Annotated in this window: 21 protein-coding genes; 4 read left to right on the plus strand and 17 right to left on the minus strand. The window is 56.2% G+C overall.

The window, feature by feature from the left end; translation table 11 throughout:
• Positions 1 to 4 precede the first annotated feature (4 nt).
• The 8 genes from QQM41_RS04115 to QQM41_RS04150 all read right to left on the minus strand — a co-directional run bounded on the left by QQM41_RS04115 (position 5) and on the right by QQM41_RS04150 (position 6,592).
• Positions 5 to 883, minus strand: a complete 879-nt coding sequence (locus tag QQM41_RS04115; protein WP_339077782.1) for a sulfurtransferase — start codon at positions 881 to 883, stop codon at positions 5 to 7.
• Between the two features lie 111 nt (positions 884 to 994).
• The gene (locus QQM41_RS04120; RefSeq protein WP_128104892.1) at positions 995 to 1,450 is read right to left on the minus strand and encodes a 23S rRNA (pseudouridine(1915)-N(3))-methyltransferase RlmH; all 456 of its coding nucleotides are present in this window, start codon (positions 1,448 to 1,450) and stop codon (positions 995 to 997) included.
• A 55-nt stretch (positions 1,451 to 1,505) separates the two neighbouring features.
• On the minus strand, positions 1,506 to 1,928 hold the full coding sequence (rsfS, locus tag QQM41_RS04125) for a ribosome silencing factor (protein WP_042787045.1): 423 nt from the start codon (positions 1,926 to 1,928) through the stop codon (positions 1,506 to 1,508).
• Positions 1,929 to 2,062: 134 nt separating this feature from the next.
• Complete coding sequence (locus QQM41_RS04130) at positions 2,063 to 2,755, minus strand: nicotinate-nucleotide adenylyltransferase (protein WP_339077783.1); 693 nt, start codon at positions 2,753 to 2,755, stop codon at positions 2,063 to 2,065.
• 40 nt (positions 2,756 to 2,795) lie between these two features.
• Positions 2,796 to 4,121, minus strand: coding sequence for a glutamate-5-semialdehyde dehydrogenase (locus tag QQM41_RS04135; RefSeq protein ID WP_050819186.1), 1,326 nt, complete (start codon positions 4,119 to 4,121; stop codon positions 2,796 to 2,798).
• A gap of 84 nt (positions 4,122 to 4,205) precedes the next feature.
• Entirely contained in the window at positions 4,206 to 5,300 is a 1,095-nt protein-coding gene (gene ychF, locus QQM41_RS04140) for a redox-regulated ATPase YchF (RefSeq protein WP_339077784.1), read from the minus strand.
• The gene (pth, locus tag QQM41_RS04145; RefSeq protein WP_003625001.1) at positions 5,300 to 5,881 is read right to left on the minus strand and encodes an aminoacyl-tRNA hydrolase; all 582 of its coding nucleotides are present in this window, start codon (positions 5,879 to 5,881) and stop codon (positions 5,300 to 5,302) included. The genes ychF and pth overlap by 1 nt, the downstream gene beginning before the upstream one ends.
• Before the next feature lie 96 nt (positions 5,882 to 5,977).
• Positions 5,978 to 6,592, minus strand: coding sequence for a 50S ribosomal protein L25/general stress protein Ctc (locus QQM41_RS04150; protein ID WP_050819184.1), 615 nt, complete (start codon positions 6,590 to 6,592; stop codon positions 5,978 to 5,980).
• Between the two features lie 160 nt (positions 6,593 to 6,752).
• On the opposite strand from QQM41_RS04150, the gene QQM41_RS04155 reads away from it, so the two are divergent.
• The 3 genes from QQM41_RS04155 to QQM41_RS04165 all read left to right on the plus strand — a co-directional run bounded on the left by QQM41_RS04155 (position 6,753) and on the right by QQM41_RS04165 (position 10,840).
• On the plus strand, positions 6,753 to 7,820 hold the full coding sequence (locus QQM41_RS04155) for a low specificity L-threonine aldolase (RefSeq protein ID WP_339078056.1): 1,068 nt from the start codon (positions 6,753 to 6,755) through the stop codon (positions 7,818 to 7,820).
• 122 nt (positions 7,821 to 7,942) lie between these two features.
• On the plus strand, positions 7,943 to 9,730 hold the full coding sequence (aspS, locus tag QQM41_RS04160) for an aspartate--tRNA ligase (RefSeq protein ID WP_050819183.1): 1,788 nt from the start codon (positions 7,943 to 7,945) through the stop codon (positions 9,728 to 9,730).
• A gap of 96 nt (positions 9,731 to 9,826) precedes the next feature.
• Positions 9,827 to 10,840, plus strand: a complete 1,014-nt coding sequence (locus QQM41_RS04165) for a cell envelope integrity EipB family protein (RefSeq protein ID WP_339077785.1) — start codon at positions 9,827 to 9,829, stop codon at positions 10,838 to 10,840.
• Between the two features lie 68 nt (positions 10,841 to 10,908).
• Here the strand turns inward: QQM41_RS04165 and QQM41_RS04170 are convergent, their stop codons facing one another.
• From QQM41_RS04170 to QQM41_RS04210, 9 genes are all read right to left on the minus strand, one after another.
• On the minus strand, positions 10,909 to 11,457 hold the full coding sequence (locus tag QQM41_RS04170; RefSeq protein WP_339077786.1) for a hypothetical protein: 549 nt from the start codon (positions 11,455 to 11,457) through the stop codon (positions 10,909 to 10,911).
• Positions 11,454 to 12,746 carry an aminopeptidase gene (locus tag QQM41_RS04175; protein ID WP_339078057.1) on the minus strand — a complete coding sequence of 431 codons (1,293 nt, stop codon included), beginning with the start codon at positions 12,744 to 12,746 and terminating at the stop codon, positions 11,454 to 11,456. Before QQM41_RS04175 ends, QQM41_RS04170 begins: the two co-directional genes overlap by 4 nt.
• A gap of 150 nt (positions 12,747 to 12,896) precedes the next feature.
• Positions 12,897 to 13,463: a DUF1643 domain-containing protein gene (locus tag QQM41_RS04180; RefSeq protein ID WP_087651749.1), complete on the minus strand. Its 567-nt coding sequence runs from the start codon at positions 13,461 to 13,463 to the stop codon at positions 12,897 to 12,899.
• A 96-nt stretch (positions 13,464 to 13,559) separates the two neighbouring features.
• Positions 13,560 to 14,678, minus strand: coding sequence for a thylakoid lumen protein (locus QQM41_RS04185; RefSeq protein ID WP_128106175.1), 1,119 nt, complete (start codon positions 14,676 to 14,678; stop codon positions 13,560 to 13,562).
• A gap of 70 nt (positions 14,679 to 14,748) precedes the next feature.
• Positions 14,749 to 16,011, minus strand: coding sequence for an MFS transporter (locus QQM41_RS04190; RefSeq protein WP_339077787.1), 1,263 nt, complete (start codon positions 16,009 to 16,011; stop codon positions 14,749 to 14,751).
• 225 nt (positions 16,012 to 16,236) lie between these two features.
• Positions 16,237 to 18,225, minus strand: coding sequence for an acetate--CoA ligase (acs, locus tag QQM41_RS04195; RefSeq protein WP_339077788.1), 1,989 nt, complete (start codon positions 18,223 to 18,225; stop codon positions 16,237 to 16,239).
• Between the two features lie 55 nt (positions 18,226 to 18,280).
• Complete coding sequence (prpB, locus tag QQM41_RS04200; RefSeq protein WP_339077789.1) at positions 18,281 to 19,213, minus strand: methylisocitrate lyase; 933 nt, start codon at positions 19,211 to 19,213, stop codon at positions 18,281 to 18,283.
• Positions 19,210 to 20,376 (minus strand): 2-methylcitrate synthase, encoded by a 1,167-nt coding sequence (gene prpC, locus QQM41_RS04205; RefSeq protein ID WP_050819175.1) that lies wholly within the window; start codon positions 20,374 to 20,376, stop codon positions 19,210 to 19,212. The genes prpB and prpC overlap by 4 nt, the downstream gene beginning before the upstream one ends.
• Positions 20,377 to 20,408: 32 nt before the next feature.
• Positions 20,409 to 21,971 carry an MmgE/PrpD family protein gene (locus QQM41_RS04210; protein ID WP_339077790.1) on the minus strand — a complete coding sequence of 521 codons (1,563 nt, stop codon included), beginning with the start codon at positions 21,969 to 21,971 and terminating at the stop codon, positions 20,409 to 20,411.
• A gap of 131 nt (positions 21,972 to 22,102) precedes the next feature.
• Between QQM41_RS04210 and QQM41_RS04215 the strand changes: the two genes are divergently transcribed.
• Positions 22,103 to 23,518 carry a short-chain fatty acyl-CoA regulator family protein gene (locus tag QQM41_RS04215; RefSeq protein ID WP_087651747.1) on the plus strand — a complete coding sequence of 472 codons (1,416 nt, stop codon included), beginning with the start codon at positions 22,103 to 22,105 and terminating at the stop codon, positions 23,516 to 23,518.
• The last annotated feature ends 38 nt before the right edge of the window (positions 23,519 to 23,556 follow it).

Raw genomic sequence — 23,556 nt, forward strand, 5'->3', positions numbered from 1 at the left:
TGCCTCAGCCCCGCTGCGGGCGATACGGCACAGAAGCCCGTGGCACGCCATCTTCTATGGGCATATCCGCATGGCGAGACCACTCGTTCCATGATCCCATATAGATGCGCAGCTTGGTAAACCCGGCAGAAGCCAGCGCCACATAGGTGTTGGCTGCACGTGCGCCCTTGAAGCAGTAGATAATGATATCATCATCCGGGCACAGGTTGCGCGTGGCGGCCAGAGCCCGAATTTCTTCCGGTGTTTTAAAGCGTGCTTCCTGATCCTGCGTATGCATGAAGCTATACCACTCAATCCACACAGCACCGGGAATACGCCCTTTGCGCGGCGCAAAATCCACCCCGTAAGGTGATGAGCTTTCACCCAGCCATTCCACCTTGTCGCGGTTATCCAGCAGCTTGATGGACGGGTTGGTAAGGGCCGCAAACACATCTTCCCGCGTGGCCATCAGCGCGTGGTTGATAGAAAGCGGAAACTGCGTGGGTGCTGGGTGCGTGACATCCTGCGTCAACGTACCACCAGAGGCCTGCCACGCCCGCAACCCGCCATCCAGAATACCCACCTTGGGGTAACCCAGATACTGCAATATCCAGTATCCACGGCAGGACGCGCCATAACGTGTATGCAGGGCATCTTCATACACAACCGCTGTTTTGCTGCCATCCAGACCGTATTGCGCAAACAGCGATGAAAACTTCTGTTGCAAGCTGGCCAGCCCGCTTTCTGATGTTTCTGCCAGATAGGTAAAAATATCCGGCATGTTCACGGCACCGGGAATATGCCCTTTGGCAAAATCTTCTTCCGAACGCACATCTATCAGAACGGCGTTGCCTGTGTACTGCAACTGCCGCAGGGCATCCGGAGTGTAGAGAACGTCTGTCATGTATCTTCAGTCCGGTCTGTTCAGGAAAGGCCGGACGCTATCAGGTCTGCCCCCATGCAGGCAGACCCCGTGGTTCACTGCCGCCATGCCATAAAAGCAGCCAGCAGCCCCTTATGGCCGCCCGGAACGATGATACGGATGCCCCGCCGCAATAGCCTGCGCGCGGTAAATTTGTTCCACCAGCATAATCCGCACCAACATATGCGGCCATGTAAGTGTGCCAAAGGACATGGACGCATCGGCCCGCTGGATAACCGAGGCATCCAGCCCCTCCGCCCCGCCAATAACAAAGCAGGGGGTACGGCCAGCCGTTAGCCAGCCTTGCACGGCATTGGAAAAATCCGGGCTGCTGAAATTGCGCCCGGCTTCATCCAGCACCACAACGTGGCTTTGCGCGGGGCAAGCGGCCAGAATGGCCTGTGCCTCGCGCCGTTTGATTTCATCCGGGCTGCCGCGCCCATCTGGCAGTTCTATAATCTCCAGCTTGGGGCGCAGGCGCTTAAGGTACCGTTCCACCAGCGCCCGCTCGGATTTATCCTTCATACGCCCAATGGCCACCAGCCTCATGCCGGTGCACCCATACGCACTGAAAAATCAGAGAACAACATCATGAACTAGGCGATTACAGGCGGGTCACGTTGCCTTCTGCGCCTTCATCCAGTTCCTTGCCCCACATTTTTTCCAGCCCATACAGGGTGCGTGCTTCTGGCTTGAACAGATGCACCACAATATCGCCCGTATCCAGCAGCACCCAGTCAGACCCGTTGGCGCCTTCCACCATCACGCGCTTGATGCCGATATCACGCAGCTTGCGTTCAATATGCTGCGCCATGGCGGAAATCTGACGGTCTGCCAGACCTGTGGCAATCACCATCCGGTCTGCAAAGGAGGCACGGCCTGCAAGGTCGATCACCACAATATCTTCGGCCTTGTCATCTTCAAGGCTGGCGGTGATGAGCGCCAGAGATTGCTCCAGCATATCCGGGGCCACGGCTTCGCGCTTGGTGGTGGCCTTGGGGCCAGCCGCAGCGGCTTTTTTACGCACGGAACCGGGCGCAGCAGCGCCAGCTGTGGTGGCACGTGCAGGTGCGGCACGCCCTTTGGCGGACGTGGTGGCCGTGCGGGAACGAGCTGATGTTTCGGCGGGGGGCTTGGTAGGAATGACCGTTCTCCTGATCTTTAAAGCGTATCGGGGGTATGGGGTTGGCCTGCAGCGACATTGAATCCGCCCTGCTGACGAATAGCTGTTGCAGATATACTGTTTTGTGCCCCCGGAAGAAAAGCCCACACGGGGGGAGAAAGTTCCGCAAGGGCATGTGCACGCCATGCAGGCACCCGCCAGCGGGCCAGATACCGCCCGGCAAGCCCATGCAAGGCCCGCGCATTTTGCCCCGGACGAGGGAAAACTGCCACTGGCACGCTATGCACAAGCTGCCGCCAGTTTTTCCAGCGCGGCAAGGTGGCCAGACCATCTGCGCCCATCAGCCACACAAACCGCGCACGCGGAAAGCGCGTTTGCAGCACCCGCACTGTATCCACCGTATAACGTGTGCCGATTCGGCTTTCGATATCCGTGGCAATAATGCGCCGCCCATCTGCCAGTTGGCGCGCCGTGGCCAAGCGTGCAGGCAAGGCCGCCATATCTGAGCGCCCGGCTTTAAGCGGGTTACCGGGTGAAACCATAAGCCACACCTGGTCTAACCCCAGCACCGCTAGCGCACGCCGCGCAATGGCCTGATGCCCTTTGTGGCCGGGATTGAAAGACCCACCCAAAAGCCCAATACGCAGGCATCTGTTATCCCCCCAAGTGGGAATAACAGTGCCACGTGCACAAGGCTTTGCAGCCGGATGTGGTTGGAAAGTTACCGGCACCTGTGCGCGCCCCGTGCAGTTGGCCGCATGGCCGAAAAAATCAGGGGCGCACCTGCCCGGTGCCAATCACTTCGTAACGGAAGGTTGTCAGCTGCTCCACACCCACCGGGCCACGGGCATGGAAGCGGCCAGTGGCAATGCCAATTTCCGCACCAAAGCCAAACTCACCCCCATCACAGAACTGGGTGGAGGCATTCCACATCACCACAGCGCTGGAAACACCGTTCATGAACCGTATGGCCATGTTTTCATCCGCTGTCACAATGGCTTCTGTGTGGGAAGATCCATACTGCGCAATATGGTCCAGCGCTTCATCCACACCATCCACCACGGCAATGTTCAGAACCGCATCCAGCCATTCTGTTGCAAAGTCTTTTTCCGTTGCAGCGGGCAGATCGGGCATAATGGCGCGGGCTTCGGCATCCGCCTTAAAGGTGCAGCCTTTTTCTGCCAGATCTGCCACAATCTGCGGCAACAACGCTGGCGCAATGGCCGCATCTATCAACAGGGTTTCTGTTGAGCCACAAATGCCGGTGCGACGCATTTTGGCGTTGAGCACAATGCGGCGCGCCATGGCAAAATCTGCAGCAGAATGAATATAGGTGTGGCACAGCCCTTCAGCATGGGCCAGCACAGGCACGCGGGCCTCACGCTGCACACGTTCGACCAATGAACGTCCACCACGCGGAATAATCAGGTCAATCAGGCCAGAAGCCGTGAGCATTTCCGCCACATGGGCGCGGTTGGCATCTGGGGCAATCAGCACGGCATCTTCCGGCAAACCGGCGGAGCGTAACCCGGCCTGCATGGCGGCATGAATGGCGCGTGCGCTGTTCAGGCTTTCCGATCCCCCACGCAGCAGCACGGCATTGCCGGATTTAATGCACAGCCCAGAGGCATCTGCCCCCACATTGGGCCGGCTTTCATAAATCATGCCAATCACACCCACAGGGGTGGCAACGCGGCGGATGCGCAGGCCGTTGGGGCGTGTCCATTCCTCCAGCACACGGCCTACGGGGTCTGGCAGATCTGCAATTTCTTCCAGACCACGGGCCATGGCTTCCACCCGTTCGGGCGTGAGGGTAAGCCGATCACGAAACGCATCATTAGCGGTGGAAGCGGCAAGATCCTGCGCGTTGGCTTCCAGAATGGCGGGAGCAGCCTCACGCAAAGCCGCCGCAGCGGCCCACAGGGCTTTATCCCGCGTGGCGGAAGAACTTTGCGCCAGTGTGCGGGCCGCCAGCCGAGCACGATGGGCCAAGGCAGCCATTGGCCCCAGCCCTTGTGCCTGCGCTGGAACATCCTGCACGGGATTGGCCGCAGCCGTTGTAACCCCTTGCAGCTTACTCTCACCCTCCGCGTTCATAACGGCGTTCCTATCTCCATCTTTCTATCTGGCCTGCCGGTGGTGGCAGGCCATCAAGCTGTCATTTGTAGTTGTGCGTGGCTGTTAAACGTTAAAGCGGAACAGCAGCACATCGCCATCCTGCACCACGTAATCTCGCCCTTCAATACGCAGGCGTCCGGCTTCCTTTGCGCCAGCTTCCCCACCATACTGAACGTAATCATCATACGCGACAGTTTCACATGCAATGAAGCCGCGTTCAAAATCATTGTGAATAACGGCGGCAGCCTGCGGGGCCTTGGTGCCTGCGGTAATTGTCCAGGCACGGGCTTCCTTGGGGCCTACGGTAAAGTAGGTGCACAGGCCCAGCAGCTTGTAGCCAGCGGCAATAACCCTATCCAGCCCGCTATCCTGAAGGCCCAGACCTTCCAGAAACTCGCGCCGTTCTTCATTTTCAAGCTGGCTGACTTCGGCTTCAATCGCGGCAGACACAATAACGGCAGCAGCACCTTCCGCCGCAGCCTTGGCCTGCACCTGTTCTGAGAACTTGTTGCCAGTTGCAGCCGAGTCTTCATCCACGTTGCACACATACAGCACCGGCTTGGTGGTGAGCAGCTGCAGGCGGCGCACGGCTTCTTCTTCCCCTGCCGGAATGGCGGTGCGGGCCGGGCGGCCTTCACGCAGCGCTTCCATCAGCGGTGCCATGACGGCAAGCTGGGCTGTGGCTTCGGTATCCCGGTTGCGGGCGCGCTTTTCCAGATTGGGCAGACGTTTTTCCAGCGAATCCAGATCCGCCAGCATCAGCTCCGTTTCAATAATGTCGGCATCACGCACGGGGTCCACGCCGCCTTCAACGTGGGTGATGTCATCATCTTCAAAGCAGCGCAGCACATGGATAATGGCGTCTACTTCACGGATGTTGGCCAAAAACTGGTTGCCCAGCCCTTCACCCTTGGAGGCGCCGCGCACAAGGCCGGCAATATCTACAAACTCAAGGCTGGTGGGCACTTCGCGCTGTGATTTGCCAATTTCCACCAGCTTGTCCAGCCGGGGGTCTGGCACAGCCACGCGGCCTGTATTGGGCTCGATCGTGCAGAAAGGATAATTGGCTGCCTGCGCCGTGGCCGTGGCCGTAAGCGCGTTGAACAGCGTGGATTTACCCACATTGGGTAGCCCGACAATACCGCAGTTAAAACCCATCAGCCCTTGCTCCCTTCCGGCAGTGCAACCTTTGTCATGAACTGGTCTGCCCGCCCATCTGCCAACAGGGGGGCGGCATCGGCCATGCGATCAAGCAGCCGTTCCAGCCATTCCTGCCGGTCTGTTTCCGTAAAATTGCCCAGCACCCAGCCGTGCACCCGTTCCTTGGCGCCGGGGTGGCCAATGCCTATGCGCACACGCCAATATTCTGGCGTGCCCAACATTTTATCTGTAGAGCGCAAACCGTTATGCCCCGCAGCCCCTCCCCCACGCTTTATGCGCAGGCGGCCCGGTGCCAGATCCAGCTCATCATGAAAAACGGTAATATTTTCGGGTGCAATTTTGTAAAAAGCGGCGGCTTCCTGCACGCTTTCACCCGATTTGTTCATGTAGGTCATGGGCAGCAGCAGCAGAACTTTCTGCCCGCCTATGCGGCCTTCTGCAACCTCGCCCTTAAAGCGGTTGCGCCATGGCGTGAACCCGTACTTACGGGCAATGGCTTCCACCGCCATAAAGCCAACATTATGCCGGTGCCGACGCATGGAGGATTCGGGATTGCCCAACCCGACCCAGAGCAGCATTGCTGATTCCACCTAACGTTATGAACAGCACAGGGGGCACGCGCATCTGCACGCACCCCCATGCCTAATAAACAACCCGAATAAACCGGCTTCCGATCAGGAAGCGGCTTCTTCCGTAGCAGCTTCTGCACCTTCGGTGGTGTCCACGCTCGGAGCGGCAATGGAAGCCACAACAAAGTTTTCTTCGTGGGTCAGCGGGGTTACGCCTTCGGTGCCCTGCACATCTTCCCAACGCACGTTGTCCGCAATGTCCAGCTTGGACAGGTCAACCGTGAAGAATTCGGGAATGTTGTCTGCCGGCACGTCCACTTCAATGGTGTGGCGCACAACGTTCAGCACACCGCCGCGCTTGATGCCGGGGCATGCTTCTTCGTTTTCGAAGTGAACAGACACTTCAACATGCACGCGAGAACCAGCGGCCAGACGCAGGAAGTCAACGTGAACAGGGGAATCCTTCACCGGGTGCAGCTGCACGTCACGCACCAGAGCGCGTTCTGCCTTGCCATCAACCTTGATTTCATACACGCGAGAGCGCCAGCCAGATGCCTGAATGCCCTTGATGATAATGCGTGGGTCGATAGCAATAAGGGTGGGTTCCTGCTTGCCGCCGTAGATAACGCCGGGAACAAGCCCTGCACGCCTCGTTGCCCGCGCTGCCCCCTTACCAGCCTTCGCGCGCGCCGAAGCTTCGATAGATGTAATCTTGGACACGTTGACTTCTCCATAAAAAACTTAATCACGCAGGCCTCCAGGGGTGCCCACGCAGTGGCAGCGCCTTACAGCAAAAGCTGTGCAGGAGCAAGGTATAGCTTGTGCTATAGGGCAGGCTTTGGCACCTGTTGCCCCACAGCCCTTGCCGGAGAAGCCGCTTATGCCCCTGCCGCAAACCACCACGCCCCCACAACAGTTTGGCAGTGATAATTATGCAGGCCTGTGCCCACAGGCGCTGGAAGCCATAAGCCGCGCGGCCAAGGGCTCCACCCCCGCATATGGGGATGATGCCTGGACACGCCTTGCCGCCAAAGCGGTGGCGGATGTGTTTGAAGCGCCTGAAGCCGCAGTGTTTTTTGTGCTCACCGGCACGGCAGCCAATGCGCTGGCACTGGCAACATTGTGCCCGCCCTATTGCAGCATTATTGCCTCGGAAGTGGCACATGCCGAAACCTCCGAACGCGGTGCGCCAGAGTTTTTTACCGGTGGCGCCAAACTGATAACGCCCCCCACCCCAGACGGTAAGCTGACACCTGAAGCCATAAAACTGGCCGCCCGCCGCGCCAGCGATCCGCACTCTTCCACCCCCGCAGTGGTAACCATTACGCAACCCACAGAAAACGGGCTTGTGTATTCGGTGGATGAGATTCGGGCCATTGCCAATGCCTGCCATGATCACGGCTTGCGGCTGCACATGGATGGTGCGCGTTTTGCCAATGCCGTTGCCATGCTGGGCTGCACACCTGCGGCCATGACATGGCAATCCGGCGTGGATGCCCTAAGCTTTGGTGGCACCAAAAACGGCATGGCCATGGGGGAAGCCGTAGTGTTTTTTAAACGCAGCATGGCCCATGGCTTTGCCGAGCGCGCCAAGCAGAGCGGGCAAACAGCCTCTAAAATGCGCTTTCTGTCTGCCCCGTGGCTGGCCATGATCCATAGTGGCGCATGGCTGGATAACGCACGCCACGCCAATGCCAGCGCACGCCAGTTTGCACAGGCGGTAGAGGATATTCCCTCCATCAAACTGGCATGGCCCGTGCAATCCAACGCCGTATTTTTGCTGATGCCCGAACCTGTGATGAACGAACTGCGGGCCCGTGGCTGGCGCTTTTACACGTTTTTTGGGGGCATCTGCCGCTTTATGTTTGCGTGGGACGCACGGCCAGAAGCCATTGCCGCGCTGGCAGCAGATTTACGCAGCTGCGTGCGCGGGCAAGGTGCCTTATAAGACGCAAGATATACAGTGCGGCCTTGACATAAGCGCTGCTCCACTGCTTCCTCCGGGCACAACGGAATCATTGCCAAAAACCACCCCTGCTGCAACGCCGGGCCAGATTTCAGGACAAGACCATGCATCCTTACCGTTCCCACAGCTGTTCGGCCCTTCGCGCCAGCGATGCCGGCACCACCGCGCGCCTGTCCGGCTGGGTGCATAGCAAGCGGGACCACGGCGGGCTGCTGTTTATTGACCTGCGCGATGAAACAGGCCTGACGCAGATTGTTATTCCCGCTGGTTCCCCCGTTATGGAAACGGCCGAGCACCTGCGCGTGGAAAGCGTGATAACCGTAACGGGTGACGTGGTGCTGCGTGATGAAACCACCCGCAACCCAGACCTTGCCACGGGTGATATTGAGCTGCGTGCGCGTGAGCTGATTGTACAGTCCTCCGCCGCTGTGCTGCCGCTACAGGTTGCCGGGCAGGAACATTATTCTGACGAGTTGCGCCTGCGTTACCGCTATATTGATCTGCGGCGCGAGCAGGTGCACGCCAACATCCGCCTACGTTCCGCCATTATTGCCAGCATGCGCCGCCGCATGACGGATCTGGGCTTTACCGAGTTCCAGACCCCCATCCTAACAGCATCCTCCCCCGAAGGTGCGCGTGACTTTTTGGTGCCCTCCCGCACCCATGCCGGCAAGTTTTACGCCCTGCCGCAGGCCCCGCAGCAGTTCAAGCAGCTTGCAATGGTGGCCGGGTTTGACCGCTACTTCCAGATTGCTCCGTGCTTCCGTGATGAAGCCTCCCGCGCGGATCGCTCCCCCGGTGAGTTTTACCAGCTCGACTTTGAAATGGCCTTTGCCACGCAGGACGAAATCTTTGCCGTTCTGGAAGAAGTGATGTCTGGCCTGTTTACAGAGTTCGGCAAGGGCCGCGCCGTAAGCACCGCACCGTTTGAGCGTATTCCCTACGCCCGCGCCATGAAGGTGTATGGTTCTGATAAGCCAGACCTGCGCAACCCGCTGCTGATTACCGATGTAACGGAAGATTTTGCCGGTTCCGGCTTTGGCCTGTTTGCCCGCATTGCAGCCGATGGTGGTGAAGTGCGCGCCATTCCGGCCCCCGGCGCTGGTGGCCGCCCCCGCTCCTTCTATGACAAGCTGAACGCCTGGGCGCGTGAAAACGGGGCTGGCGGCCTAGGTTACATCACCTTTGCAGAAGAAGGCGGCCAGGGCCCGATTGCCAAGAACCTTGAAGCCGACCGCGTAGAAGCCATTCGCACCAAGCTGGGGCTGAACCCCGGTGATGCCGTGTTCTTTGCAGCTGGCAAGGGGCATGATGTGGCCAAGTTCTCTGGCCTTGTGCGCACACGCATTGCTGAAGAACTGGATCTGATTGAAAAGGATGCCTTCCGTTTCTGCTGGATCACGGACTTCCCGATGTATGAGCTGAATGAAGAAACGGGGCTGATTGACTTCTCGCACAACCCGTTCTCCATGCCGCAGGGTGGTCTGGAAGCACTGAACACCAAAGACCCGCTGGATATTCTGGCTTACCAGTATGACATTGTGTGTAACGGCATTGAGCTTTCCTCCGGCGCTATCCGTAACCACCTGCCGGATGTGATGATCCGCGCCTTTGAAATTGCTGGTTACCCGGAAAGCGAAGTAGAAGCCCGCTTTGGCGGTATGCTCAATGCCTTCCGCTACGGTGCGCCGCCGCATGGTGGGTCTGCCCCCGGTGTGGACCGTATTGTGATGCTGCTGGCTGATGAGCCGAACATCCGTGAAGTCATTCTGTTCCCGCTGAACCAGCAGGGCGAAGACCTGATGATGGGTGCTCCGGCCCCCGTTCCGCCGGAACGCCTGAAGGAACTCTCCCTCGCGTTGAACCTGAAGCCCGCTGTCAAGAAAGACTGATCGGGCTTTCACATATGCATGTAAAAGGGCCACACCCCGGCCCTTTTGGCATCCGGGTGGTTGCAAGACCGCGCCGGATGTTTTTTTGTACCGGGTATGAGACGTTCACGCCGCCTGCCACTTCCCCTACCCCTTGCCCAAGGTTTTTGCTTTACGCCGGGGCATAATGCCCGTGCGGTACGCAAGGCCGTTGCATCTGTGCTGCTGGGTGGCGTGGTCGCCCTGCCTTTGCACATGGCGCATGCACAAACAGCCGGTGCTGTGGTGCCTTCGGGCACTGTTTCACAAAATGCCCCACCGGCTGAAGCACGCCCCAGTACTACGCCCAACACTGCACATTCTTTTTCCGATTCAGATATCAACCAGATTGCCTCGCAACGCGCGGTGTATGATCTCACACTCACAGAAGCCTCTGGCGGCAAAACATTATCGGCCACGGGCACCATGCTTTACAGCGTGCGGCATGGGTGCAGCGGATGGTCCACCCAACAGCGGCTGGATATTCAAAGCGTAACCCGCCAGAACGGCGTAGAGCATCTGGTATCTGACTATTCCACGTTTGAAAGTGCAGATGGGCGCAACCTGATCTTTCGCACCATGGAAACATCTAACGGCAAATTGCTGCAAAACCTGCGGGGGGAAGCCACACTGCACCCGGATGGTTCTGGCACAGCGCATTACGAAAAACCTTTAGCCAAAACACTCCCGCTTCCGGCTGGCACGTTGTTCCCCATCCAGCATACCGTTTCCATTCTGGATGCCGCCCGAAGCGGAAAAACCGAGATTTCAGCCCCTATCTTTGATGGCACATCACCAGATGGCGCGGCAGATACGTACATAACCCTTTTAGGCTGGGCCAATACAACACCCCCCACGGATTTTACTGCCCTGAACGCCTTGCAATCTGGCCGTGTGCATGTGGCCTTTTTTTCACGCACGCCACCAAACATGATGCCGGAATATGAAATTGGCATGCGGTATTTTGCCAATGGTGTTTCTGACAATTTGACGCTGGATTTTGGAGATTTCCGTATGAAGGGTACATTGCATGTGCTGGATTTACCCAAGCCGGAAACATGCCATGCCAAGCCACATCAGAAGAAAAACTAAACCATCACACATAAAAAATGGCAGGAAAAACCTGCCATTTTCTTACACACCAATATGTATGTGTGAAATTAGTGCGAAAGCGCACCACCAGACTGATGGGCCGAACGCAGAACCGTAACCAGATTTTGCAAATCCTGCGGGTTGGATTTGAGAATAGCCACATTAGCAGGTTCAGGCTGCGGCATCTTGGTGTTGCTGGGGTTGGCAGGCACGTTCATCAGGCTGCCCGTTAGGCCCACACAGGTAAGGCTCATAACAAAATCATGTGCTGAAAAGCCATTTTTTTGCAAAATCGGATCCAAACCCGGCACCTGCTGCACAAGGGCAATCTGCTGGTCCAGAGACATGCCAAAGCGTGAGGGCGGCTGAATACCGGCGGCCTGAATTTCCTTCAGCGTTGTGGTCAGGCGCGGCAGCACGTTTGGGGCCAGATGGTAATGCAGCGCGGTATCCATATCATGCTGCAAAGTGGCAACCTGCTCTGGCGTTAAATTGGGCGCGCCATTGCCACCGGTAGAAACCGTTTGCGCCTGTGCCGCTGTGCCAACCACAAGCGCTGCAGCGCCCATAACGCCCAGCAGAGCAGAGCGGAAGGAAAGTTTTAGAGTATGTCTCATGCTTCTATCACCCATTCACCTTTGCGCATCAATGCCACGCGTTCACCTTTGGCATATATGCCGTCCACATCAATGTCCCCAGAACCAATCATCCAGTCTATATGGATCATGCTGCTATTAGCCCCGCGGGCGGCCAATGCGGCCTCATCCTGCCCAGCCGTATCGCGCATACATTTGGTGTAAGATTGCCCCAATGCGATATGGCTGGCGGCGTTTTCATCAAACAATGTGTTCTGGAACAAAATACCGCTGCGCGAAATGGGGGAGGAATTGGGCACAAGCGCCACTTCCCCCAAACGGCGTGCGCCTTCATCCGTATCCAGCACGCGGGCCAGCACATCTTCGCCTTTGCTGGCGTGCATTTCCACAATGCGTCCGCCTTCAAACCTTACGCGAATATCCTCAATCAACGTGCCTTGATGAGAAAGCGGCTTGGTGGCTGCCACCGTGCCATCTACCTTGAGGCGATGCGGTGTTGTAAACACTTCCTCGGTTGGAATGTTGGGGTTGCACACAATGCCGTTTCCGGCTTTTTCCGCACCGGCTGCCCATTCGTGCCCATCTGCCAGCCCTACCATCAGGTCTGTGCCGGGGCCTTTAAAATGTAGCGCGCTGTAACGGGCATCATTCAAAAATGCGGCGCGGCGATGCAGAACGGCATTATGGGCCTCCCAATCCGCTACCGGGTTTTCACCCGTAATGCGCGAGACAGAAAAAATGGCCTGCCACAGTTTTTCTACCGCCTGATCAACCGGCAGATCAGGAAACACCTGTGCTGCCCAAGCTGGGGAAGCGGCCGCCACGATGCACCAGTTCACATCAAAATTGGTGATAATTTCCATGGCAGGCCGGTTCACGCGGGAATTGGCCCTGCTGGCGCGGGAAATACGTTCCGGGTTCTGCCCCGCCAGCAATGCCGGGTTAGAGCCCGTAATGGCCATACGCGCGGCACCGTTACGGAAGGCTTCCGTCATCCCTCCGGCAAGCCAGCCTGCTGCGGTATCAAACGTATCTTCCGCCGCGTATTTGTAACGGGCCAGCGTGGTTTCCTCATCCGAATAAAACGTGCTGACGAGTGAGGCCCCGGCCTTGTACGCGTGCTCCGTAATGCGGCGCACCAGCGGCACGGCGTGGAGGGGTGCCGTAATAATGACCTGCTGGCCGTGGGCCACGTTCAGGCCCGTACGTGCTGCCACTTCACCCAGCCTGTCCAGCATGGTGGCAAATTCGGCAGATGCCAGATAACCGCCTGCGGCACCCTGCGTGTTCTGTAAGGCCATAATATGCATATTTCCCTTAACTTTGCTGCACAGCACGCCTTATTTTGCAATGTGGCAGGCATGATGTGCAGAACTCAAACACCTTTATGTGTATCGGATACCGAACGGGGCTTGGCGTCAATACACATGGGCAGAAAGCTGCTTTCCGTTATGTGCCTGTTAGCTTTGCACCAGGTTGGTTGGCAAAGGCTCGGGCAGCAGACTTGCTGGCAAATAGAGCGGATGGCACGGGCGGCCTGTTTTGCTTAACCGCAACGCATCCACCGTAATACCGTGTTGCTGGAGCATATGCACCACATCCGGCCCACGGGCCAGCAGGGCCTTGTGGTGTGGCGTGCCATAGGCTGCAATCACCTTATTGGCTTCCTGCGCCATTTCCAGCAGGGCTTTATCATTTTCCGGCCCTATCGGATCTGGCGTTTCCAGCAACCGAAGCTGATCTGTGCACCGATACGCAAATGTATTGCCCACCAGAATACCACCATACCCCCATGCACGGGCATAGCGCTGGCATTTGGCCACGGTGCGGTCATCCCCATATTCTGTGGCGACGGATGGGTTCATCATCAGCCACATCACCAGTGGGCGTGATGGGTCCCACACCCGTTTCAGCTTATAACGGTAGCATTTGTCTGGGCCGCCATAGGTGGCGGTGCTCACAACATCTTCTGAAAGTTTCAGAGGGCGGGCGGTGCCCACATTATGCCCTTCAAACAGATCTTCCATTACACTCCCGCTGGCAGAACATGGCAAAACAAGCCCAAGTTTTAGGCTGTGTTGTGTTCTGGCACAAATCTGCCTGCCAGCAGGGCTGTAATCTGCCTAATGTGCAGCACGCCATGCCTTGGTAGTGGTGGCAATAACCTGCTGCTGGTTCTGCTTTATTTTCTCTACATCATAGCCAAGAGCAGCACTCTGCTGGGGTGTGATGTACCCCCACTGCACCAGAGATTGCGCCAGAGTTTGCGGAAACGGCACGGTTTTTACAAACTGCTTGGGGCAGGATGCACCATCCTTGTTCTGGGGCCATGCGGCTTTATCCAGCGCGCACCATGTTTCTGCAAAATCAGAGTGCGTATCATACCGCGCCATCATGTAGCGCCAGCCTGCGTTCAGTTCCCCAATATTTGCGCTGGTGGCCACATACGCGGCCAGATAGCCGTTTACCTCCGTTACCCCCGTTTTGCGCCACTGTGCGGAATCCTGCGCAAGCTGGTTGCGCAAATAGGCTGCAAACCGCGGCTGCGCCGTAACATTCTGCAACTGGCCATCCTGATACTGATACAGCACCACCGGCATGGCCGACCCTGCGTGAGAGGCAAAGGCGTAATCAAACCGCTCATCCGTATATACAAGCTGGCGGGTGCCATCTCGCGCAATATCCTGCACAACGGGTTCCCCTCCGCCATTTTGTGCGGGAAGAGAGAGCACACGCCACTGGCCTTGCGGGGCGGCCTCTACAATAGCGGCGGCCTGGCAACAATGCGCCCCACCTGTGTAGCCCGAAACCATAACCTGCGGCAGAGCATTCTTCTGCCCGTTTGGCGCAAGCTGGTACAGGGAAATATGCAAATCCATCAGCCCGGGACTATCTTCCGCCATCAGGCTGCCTAGGGTCTGGATAAATACGGGGTGTTCTGGTGCGTTCACTTCCAAAGTGGCCACGCGGCATGTTTGCCCGGCTGTTGGGTTTTCATCTTTCCCCAAAAGCAGGCTGTTGGCAGGGCATGGCTGTTTGTCCGCCACTTTTACAGCCGCCTGCAGGCCCAAAGCAGATAGATTTACCGGTTGTGCCTTTGCGTGCAGATCATCCCCCTGCACCTGCGCGGTAGCCAGTGGGGGCACCGGGCGCGGCTGCGCATTGCGCGTGATAATCCGCTGTTCTGCCGGTGTTGCGGCGTGTGCCTGCGCATATGGCAGCCCAGTGCTCGCCAACACCATACATGCGCCCAGATACCTTATAAAAGCCAAACCGTTTTTCCTTCCTGCGTGTTGCCACCTACCTGCCGTTTTATATCCGTTGTGGATACAGCCGGGCATTCAGGAGTGTAAGCACCAGCACAACCACTGCACCACCCCCAACAGCCAACATAAGCGCAGGTGCCAGCCCCATACCCAATTGGGTGGCAAACCATGTTTGAAGCAAAGCGTTACTGGCGGCAATAAGGTTCCCGCACTGATAGGCAAGGCCGGGGAACGTGGCCCGCACAGAAGGTGGAGAAAGCTCGCTTAAATAAGCCGGCACCACACCCCATGCACCCTGAATGCAGAACTGGATACACACAGCCCCCAACCCCAGCCAAAGCAGAGAATGTGGAAGTGTCCATAACGGTAGCAAAGGCAACGTTAAGGCCGCAGCAAGAATAATGGCATATTGCCGCCCGATTTTTTGCGACAGAAACCCAAAGAACAACCCACCCGCAATGGCGGCCAGATTATACAGCACCACAACAGTTGTAATGGACGTAGGCGGCACATGCCGTTCCAGCGCCAGAAACACCTTGGGGTAGAGATCCTGAGAACCGTGGCTCATGAAATTGAAAGCCGCCATCAGCACCACAGCAAAAACACATAATGCCGCATTGCCTTTTATAATGGCCAACAAACCAAGCTGTTCTTCTGCTTTTCCGTGTTGTGTATCGGCCTTCTGCCGGGCCAGCCAATCTGGGCTTTCTGGCACACGCAGCCAGATATACAGGGCAGAAAAAATAGCGCCACTGCCCAGCACAAACAGCCCACGCCACCCCAAAACCGGCAATAGCAAAAATACCAGAGATGCCAGCAAATACCCTGCAGGATACCCCGCCTGCAAAATGCCAGAAGCCGTGCCGCGCCAGCTTTTGGGCACGCTTTCCATAATCAGGGATGTACCCACCCCCCACTCGCCCCCAAGGGCAATGCCAAACAGGGTGCGCAGTGCCAAAAATATAACAAGCGTTGGCGCAAAGGCTGATGCCAATTCTATAAGAGAATAAATAATAATTGTTAAAATCAGCACGGGCTTGCGGCCATATTTATCTGCCGCGCGCCCACATAAAAAGGCCCCTAGTGGCCGTGTCATCAACGTAAGGGTGGGGGCAAGCAGCACACTTTGCAGGGAAACGTTAAAACTTTTTGCCACATCATCAAGTGTAAACAACACAATAAAAAAATCACACGCATCCAACATCCAGGCCAGAAAGGATGCCAGCACAACATGGCGAGCTGTTGCTTTATCTACCGATTGATCGGGCAAAGCAGATGGCGTTATGGATGAAAAAGAAGGCTCGGTCATTCACAGCTCCGGTTCTACAACCTGTTTTTACCGTGATGGTGCCACGCAAGCCCCTTAACCAACCAGTGAATCTCAGATCACGACCCCGCCAGTGCGCCCATTTTTGCGTGATAAGCCAACATCAACCCGTTTGTTAGGAACAGAACACACAACAGGGCCGAGGGGTTCCCCCGGCCCTGAAGCATCTTGCCGCGCGAAGCAAACTTGTAACATCTCGTTGTCAGATCAGGCCCTTGCCTGTGTGCGAGGTGTTGCCCCCTCATCAAAAGCCATGTGGCTCCATACCCTGTCACACAGCATACGCACGATGGAAGGATCATTCAGAGATGAAAGATCTCCCAAATTATCCACTTCTCCACTGGCAATTTTGCGGAGCAGGCGGCGTACAATCTTGCCAGAACGCGTGCGAGGCAAATCTGGCACCAGATAAACGGCCTCTGGCGTGGCATAACGCCCCAGCATACCGGAGATAAGGCGGCTTATGCCTTTTTCCGTTAGTTCCGTAGCCACATTCTGACGCTGGATAACAAATACCGCCAGCGCCTGCCCCTTTACCGGGTGCGGGATGCCCACTGCAGCAGATTCCACAATACGATGATCTGCTGCCAACGCATCTTCCACTTCTGCTGTACCCAAACGGTGCCCTGCAATATTGATAACATCGTCCATGCGCCCCGTAATCCAGTAATAGCCATCGGCATCTCGCCGTGCGCCATCACCCGTGAAATAATGCCCCGGAACCATACCAAAATATGTCTGGCAGAAGCGAGCATGATCTTTCCAGATTGTGCGGGCCTGCCCCGGCCATGAACGCGCAATGCACAGGCTACCTTCTGCAGGCCCCTGCACCGGCCTGCCCTGTGTATCGGCTATGACCATTTCCAACCCCGGCAACGGCGTGCTGGCAGAGCCGGGTTTAAGCGGTTGCACACCCGGCACTGGCCCCAGCACAATGCCGGCGGTTTCTGTCTGCCACCATGTATCCACCACGGGGCAACGCTTTTTGCCCACGACATCGTGATACCATAGCCACGCATCCGGGCTTATGGGTTCCCCCGCAACACCCAGCAAACGCAGAGACTCCAGATTACGCGCATTCACCACATCATCACCATCGGCCATCATGGCGCGCACGGCTGTGGGGGCAGTAAACAGCATGGTCACCTTATGCTCATCCACCAGATCCAGCCATCTGCCCGGAGCAGGGTATGAAGGCAGGCTATCGGAAATCATGGTGGTGCCGCCATTGGCCAGCGGGCCATATACAACGGATGTATGCCCCGTTATCCATGCCACATCTGCCGTGCACCACAGCACATCGCCGGGTTGATGATGGTACACCATGCCCATGGTGTAAGCCGCCCACACCATGTACCCACCGGTGGCATGCACAACCGCTTTGGGCTTGCCCGTGCTGCCAGATGTGTAGAGCATAAACAGGGGTGCTTCTGCCCGCATGACAACGGGCACAAAATCTGCCTCAAACGAATCTACAAAATCATGAAAATCATAATCTCTCCCGGGCAGCATTGGCACGGGTGCATCAGACGTGCGCACAACCAGCACAGAACGCACGCCACTTTCTGCACCTGCCTTGCACAGGGCTTCATCCATAATCGCTTTAAACGGCACAATCTTGTTGCCGCGCATGCTTTCGCTGGCGGTAATAACCGCAACTGCACCGCTATCTATAATGCGTTCTGCAATACCTTCTGCCGAAAAACCACCAAACAATACCACATGCACAGCCCCAATGCGTGCACAGGCCAGCATGGCCACCACAGCTTCTGAAATCATGGGCAGGCAAATGGCAACGCGGTGCCCTTCTTCCACCCCCAAATGCACCAGCGCGTTAGACAGGCGGCAAACCCGTTCATGCAGCATGGCATATGTAATTTTTTCTGCCTCGGCCCGGCCTTCACGGTGGCTGATAAGGGCAACCTGATCGGCCTTGTCTGTCAGATGCTTATCAATACAGCACACGGATGCATTGATAAGGCCATCTTCAAACCAGCTTATGGATACATCACCCGTAAAGCTGCCCGTAAAACCATGTTTGGGTTTACGGTGCCAATATACGCGCTTGGCCTGTTGCAGCCAAAAACCATCCGGGTCTCGCCGTGCATAGCGCTGCATGGCGGCCAGTTCCGCAGGTGGCATCAGGGCCGGGTAATCTGCATACTGTGCAGGCGGGATAGTGATGTTTTCCGACATTGTTCCGTCTCCCTTACTTTTTTGTTTTTTGTTGTTCGGGAAAGAAAGAGAATGTTCAGGCGGCGTTGCGATCGGCCTGGCCGATGTGCGGCAGAACCGTGGCCACAATGCCTGCGTCCAATGATTCATAATCGTAATACCGGATTGTCTTGTACAATTCCTCTCGCGTTTGCATGCGGGGGAGCATCTCCTGCGTGCTGCCTGTGCGCGCAATGGTTTTGTACAAATCCTCCTGCGCCTTATTGGCCGCCCGCAAGGAACTGACAGGCCAGATAACCATACGGTATCCCATATCTTCAAACTGGGAAGCCGTGAAATAAGGCGAACGACCAAATTCCGTCATGTTGGCAAGCAGGGGCACATCGGGCATACGGCGCACAAACTCCCTGAACATTTCTTCAGAAATCAGTGCTTCAGGGAAAATGGCGTCTGCTCCGGCCTCGTAATACAAACGGGCGCGGGCCACGGCACCATCCAGCCCTTCTGAGCTGGCGGCATCTGTGCGGGCAATAATCACCATATCACGCCGGGCCTTGGCGGCGGCTGCCACCTTTTGGGCCATCTCCTGCGGGGTGGCCAGCTTTTTGTTATTCAGGTGGCCACATTTTTTGGGCAGGATCTGGTCTTCAATATGCACGGCGGCGGCTCCGGCATCTTCAAAAGCCCTGACCATGTGCATCACGTTCAGAACTTCACCATATCCGGTGTCCCCATCCACCAAAAGCGGCAGGCCAGAGGCCCGTGCAATCTGGCGGATGAAGAAACACGCATCCTCAATGGTGATAATGCCCAAATCCGGCAGCCCCATGCTGGCAGACATGGCCGCACCTGAAAGATAAAGAGCCTGAAAGCCATTATCCTTGGCCTGCAATGCCGCCTGCCCGTTATGCGCACCGGGAATTTGCATAATGCCCGGTTTGTTCAGCAAGGCGCGAAACCGCTGCCCGGCTGGTGTTTGCGGCAGATCCTTGCCAACCAGATATGTCATGCTGCATGCTCCAGACCATCGCGTTCACGCAGGGGTACAAAAGGCCGATTATCCGGCCCCACATAATTGGCAGACGGACGAATGATTTTTCCATCCTGCCGCTGTTCCATAATATGGGCGCACCACCCTGTTACGCGGGCAATTACAAAAATAGGTGTAAACATGGCCGTGGGAATACCCATGGCGTTGTAGGAAACCGCGCTAAACCAATCCAGATTAGGGAACATCTTTTTCTGTTCATCCATAATCCGCTCAATCCGCTCGGCCACATGATACAAACGCATATTGCCGTTACGGCGCGAAAGGTTGCGCGCTGTTTCCTTGATAATCTCGTTGCGCGGATCTGCTATTGTATAAACCGGATGCCCAAACCCGATGATAACTTCACGGTTTTCCAGACGCCTGAGAATATCCACCTCGGCTTCATCCGCTGTGCGGTAGCGCTGCTGAATATCCAGTGCAACTTCATTGGCGCCCCCATGCTTGGGCCCACGCAGGGCACCTATGGCAGCTGTTACGGCGGAATACATATCCGAACCCGTGCCCGCCACTACTCTGGCTGTAAATGTGGACGCATTGAATTCATGCTCCGCATACAGAATAAGGGAGGTGTGCATGGCCTGCACCCAGTCCTCTGCTGGCGCTTTGCCATGCAGAAGGTGCAAAAAGTGACCGCCTACACTTTCATCATCCGTATTGGTATCTATCCGCCGGCCGTGGTTGGAAAAATGATACCAATACAGCAGCATGGAGCCTAACGAGGCCACAAGCCTGTCTGCAATATCCCGCGCACCTGCGGTGGGGCAATCGCTCCGTTCTGGCAGCGCACAGCCCAGAACGGAAACGGCCGTGCGCAAAACATCCATAGGATGTGTGGCGGCTGGCAGACGTTCCAGAGCAGCACGCACAATGGCAGGAATATCCCGCATACTGGCCAGATGCCGCCTGTAGGCTTCCAGCTCCGCACTATTGGGCAGATAACCGTGGATAAGGAGATGCGCGACCTCCTCAAACGTGCTGGCGCGCGCAAGATCTTTGATATCATACCCACGATAATGCAGATCATTCCCGCTCTGCCCCACAGTGCTGAGCGCCGTGTTGCCCGCAACCGTGCCTGACAGCGCAACAGATTTTTTTGGTTTTCTGTGCAGATGCGTTGTCATTTTTCCATTCCTTCCTGTGCGTTATCGCCTGTTTAGGAAGCCAGAGCTGTAGAGGTAGCAGCCGTAACCGCAGCGGGCTTGGCCTGCCCGAAATTGAAAATACCTTCCGCAGTGTTCTGGCGAATATCACGCTCGGGAATGGCAATTTCCAACATATGCAGGTCTCCGGCTTTCAGATTGGGCAGGTTTTGCACAATCTCCAAAAACCTTTCGGCTTCCTGATGCGGCACAATGCCTTCTGAAAGTGTTTGGAACTTACGGATATAATCAGCACGCTGCCATGGTGTAGCCCCCAGTGTATGGGCATTGGCAACAGCCAGCTCATCCGCAATAACCGCACCATCTTTCATGCGGATAACAATACGGCCACCAAAAGCTTTTTTATCCGGGTCTGTTTCATGATACCGTTGTGTCCACTCAGGTTTTTCTATTGTGTGGATCTTGCGCCAGAGCCGTACGGTATCTGGCCTGCGGGCGCGTTCTGGCGCGTAGGAATGCACATGGTGCCAGCTACCATCCTGCAAAGCCACAGCCACAATATACATGATGGAATGATCCAGCGTTTCCCGCGAGGCTTGCGGATCAAACTTTTGCGGATCATTCGAGCCCGTGCCAATAACGTAATGCGTGTGATGGCTGGTTTCTATCAGCACATCTTCAACATCATCCCAGTTTTTGATTTTCTGGCCCATACGAAAGGCAAGATCAATAAGCGCCTGACTTTGATATTCTGCCGAATGCTCCTTGGTGAAGGAGGACAGAATGGCACGTTTTGGCTCACCCATTTCTGGTAATGGCACACGGTAATGCGCATTTTTACCATCCAGCATCCAGGCAATAACGCCATCTTCCCCCTCATAAATCGGGGTTGGAGATGTTTCGCCCATCATGGCGCGGTCAACGGCCTCTACCGCCATTTTGCTGGCATGGGCGGGGGCATAGGCTTTCCATGATGAAATCTCGCCCTTGCGGCTCTGGCGCGTGGCGGTGGTAACATGCAAGGCCTGCCCAATGGCCTGATAGATAACCGCTGGCGGCAGGCGCATAAGCGTGCCAATACCTGCGGCCACAGATGGGCCAAGATGCGCTACATGATCTATCTTGTGTTTGTGCAAACAAATGGCACGCGCAAGGTCTATCTGAATTTCATACCCCGTGGCGGCACCACGGATTAAATCTGCACCGCTGCGGCGGCACTGCTGGGCAACAGCCAGAATGCCGGGAATATTATCACCCGGATGAGAATATTCTGCTGCTAAAAATGTATCGTGAAAATCCAGCTCACGCACGGCTGTGCCATTGGCCCATGCAGCCCATTCTGCATGCACACGCACATTTGGCCCCATGCCAAACACCGTGGCGCCACCTTCCCGCCGATGCGCCAGAGCCTCGGCCCGCGCACTCATGACGGAATGACGGTTTACAGATGCCATGGCCACAGATGCGTTATCTATCAGCCGGTTGATAATCATATCCGTAACTGCGGCCTCCACCGGCACCGGATCTGCCGCCACCTGCGCAATTTTCCACGCAAGCTGTTCGGGCCGTGGCAGACGGTCGCTTTCTGGATGAACACGCACATCATGATACTGCATTGCTTTAACCTCATGATCGGAATTTGATCGTGAGGGGAGTGTTGCAGAGTGTTGTTTTGAGCGGCAGAGAGATAAGAGTAAAAAGAGGCGAAGGGAATGTTCCCGTTTGCGAAGTTTGCGAAGTTCGTACCATGCCACAAACCAGAACCAAGCTTTTTGCTGGCCCGCGCTTGCGGCAGTTGCGCCAACGCGAAACCCTAACCCAAGCCAACTTGGCAGACATGCTTGACATATCACCAAGTTATCTTAACCAGTTAGAACGTAACCACCGGCCTGTTCCGCACCATCTATTACAAAAGCTGTGTGAACGCTTTAATCTAACCCCCGCATGGTTCAGCAACACCAAAGAAGCCCATACCGTGCAGGCCATGCGCGAAACCATGGCTGACCCTGTATTTAAAAATGCATCCTTACCTTTGGCCAAAATGGCAGATGCCGTACATGCCAACCCGGATTTATGCGCTGCATTTTTAACCCTTTACCGCGCCTATAAATTTGAGCAGGAGCGTGAAAGCGATACTCTTTCCCCCTCTCCTCCTCTGGAGCCGTATGAAACGGTAGGAGACTGGGTGCAGCAACACCGAAACTATTTTCATGAACTCGATTGTGCTGCCGAAAAGTTTTACGAAAACCTTAACCTCCAAAACGGCTTGGCCGAAGCCTTAAAAACCTATCTGCTTGATCAGCATGGATTGCACACGCAACAAGACCCGGCGCTGGAAGAAGGCGGGTTGGTGTGGCGAATAGACCGGCACCGCCGCACCATTCTTTTACCTCCAGACCAACCGCCAGAAAGCACGCTGTTCTATCTGGCGCAGATTATTGGCCAACGAGACCATACCCGCCTGATAAGCAGCATTTTACGGCGTGAAGGCCCCAAAGAGAAAAATGCGCTGGAACTCGGCCGCGTTTATTTGGGCAACTACTTTGCCGGGGCCTTGCTGTTGCCCTATACGCGCTTCCTGCACGCAGCACAGACCATGCGCTATGATATCGAGCGCCTACGCCGCCATTTTGGCACCAGTTTTGAACAGATAAGCCACAGATTAAGCACGTTGCAGCGCCCCGGTATGGAGGGTATTCCCTTTTATTTTCTCAAATTGGATATTGCGGGCAATATTCTTAAAAGTTTTTCTGCCAACCGTTTTTCTCAGGCACGTTTTGGTGGCCCCTGCCCGTTGTGGAACATCTTTCGGGCTTTTGCCACACCGGGGCAGGTGCAGGTGCAGCTTTCTCAAACTACGGATGATTCCATTTATCTCAACGTTGCCCGCACAGTGGGGCATGAGGGTGTTACCTATACAGACCGCCCACGGCAGATTGCCATTGTGCTAGGCTGCACCATAAGCGATGCCGCAAAAACCGTTTATGCAGATGGTTTAAACCTGAATGACCACAGATTGGTGGTGCCCATTGGCCCCGGCTGCCGCGCCTGTGTGCGGGATAATTGCAGCCACAGGTCTTTGCCTGTTTCGGGCCGGATGCTGGATACGGGAAGTGATGCCAGAGGCGTTGTGCCCTACCGGGCACTACCTGAAAAACCCTGATATTTTATAGGGAAGAAGATAGTCTGGTGGGGCAAGGG

It is taken from the genome of Acetobacter sp. AC2005, assembly GCF_037901235.1.
Lineage (GTDB): Bacteria > Pseudomonadota > Alphaproteobacteria > Acetobacterales > Acetobacteraceae > Acetobacter > Acetobacter oryzoeni.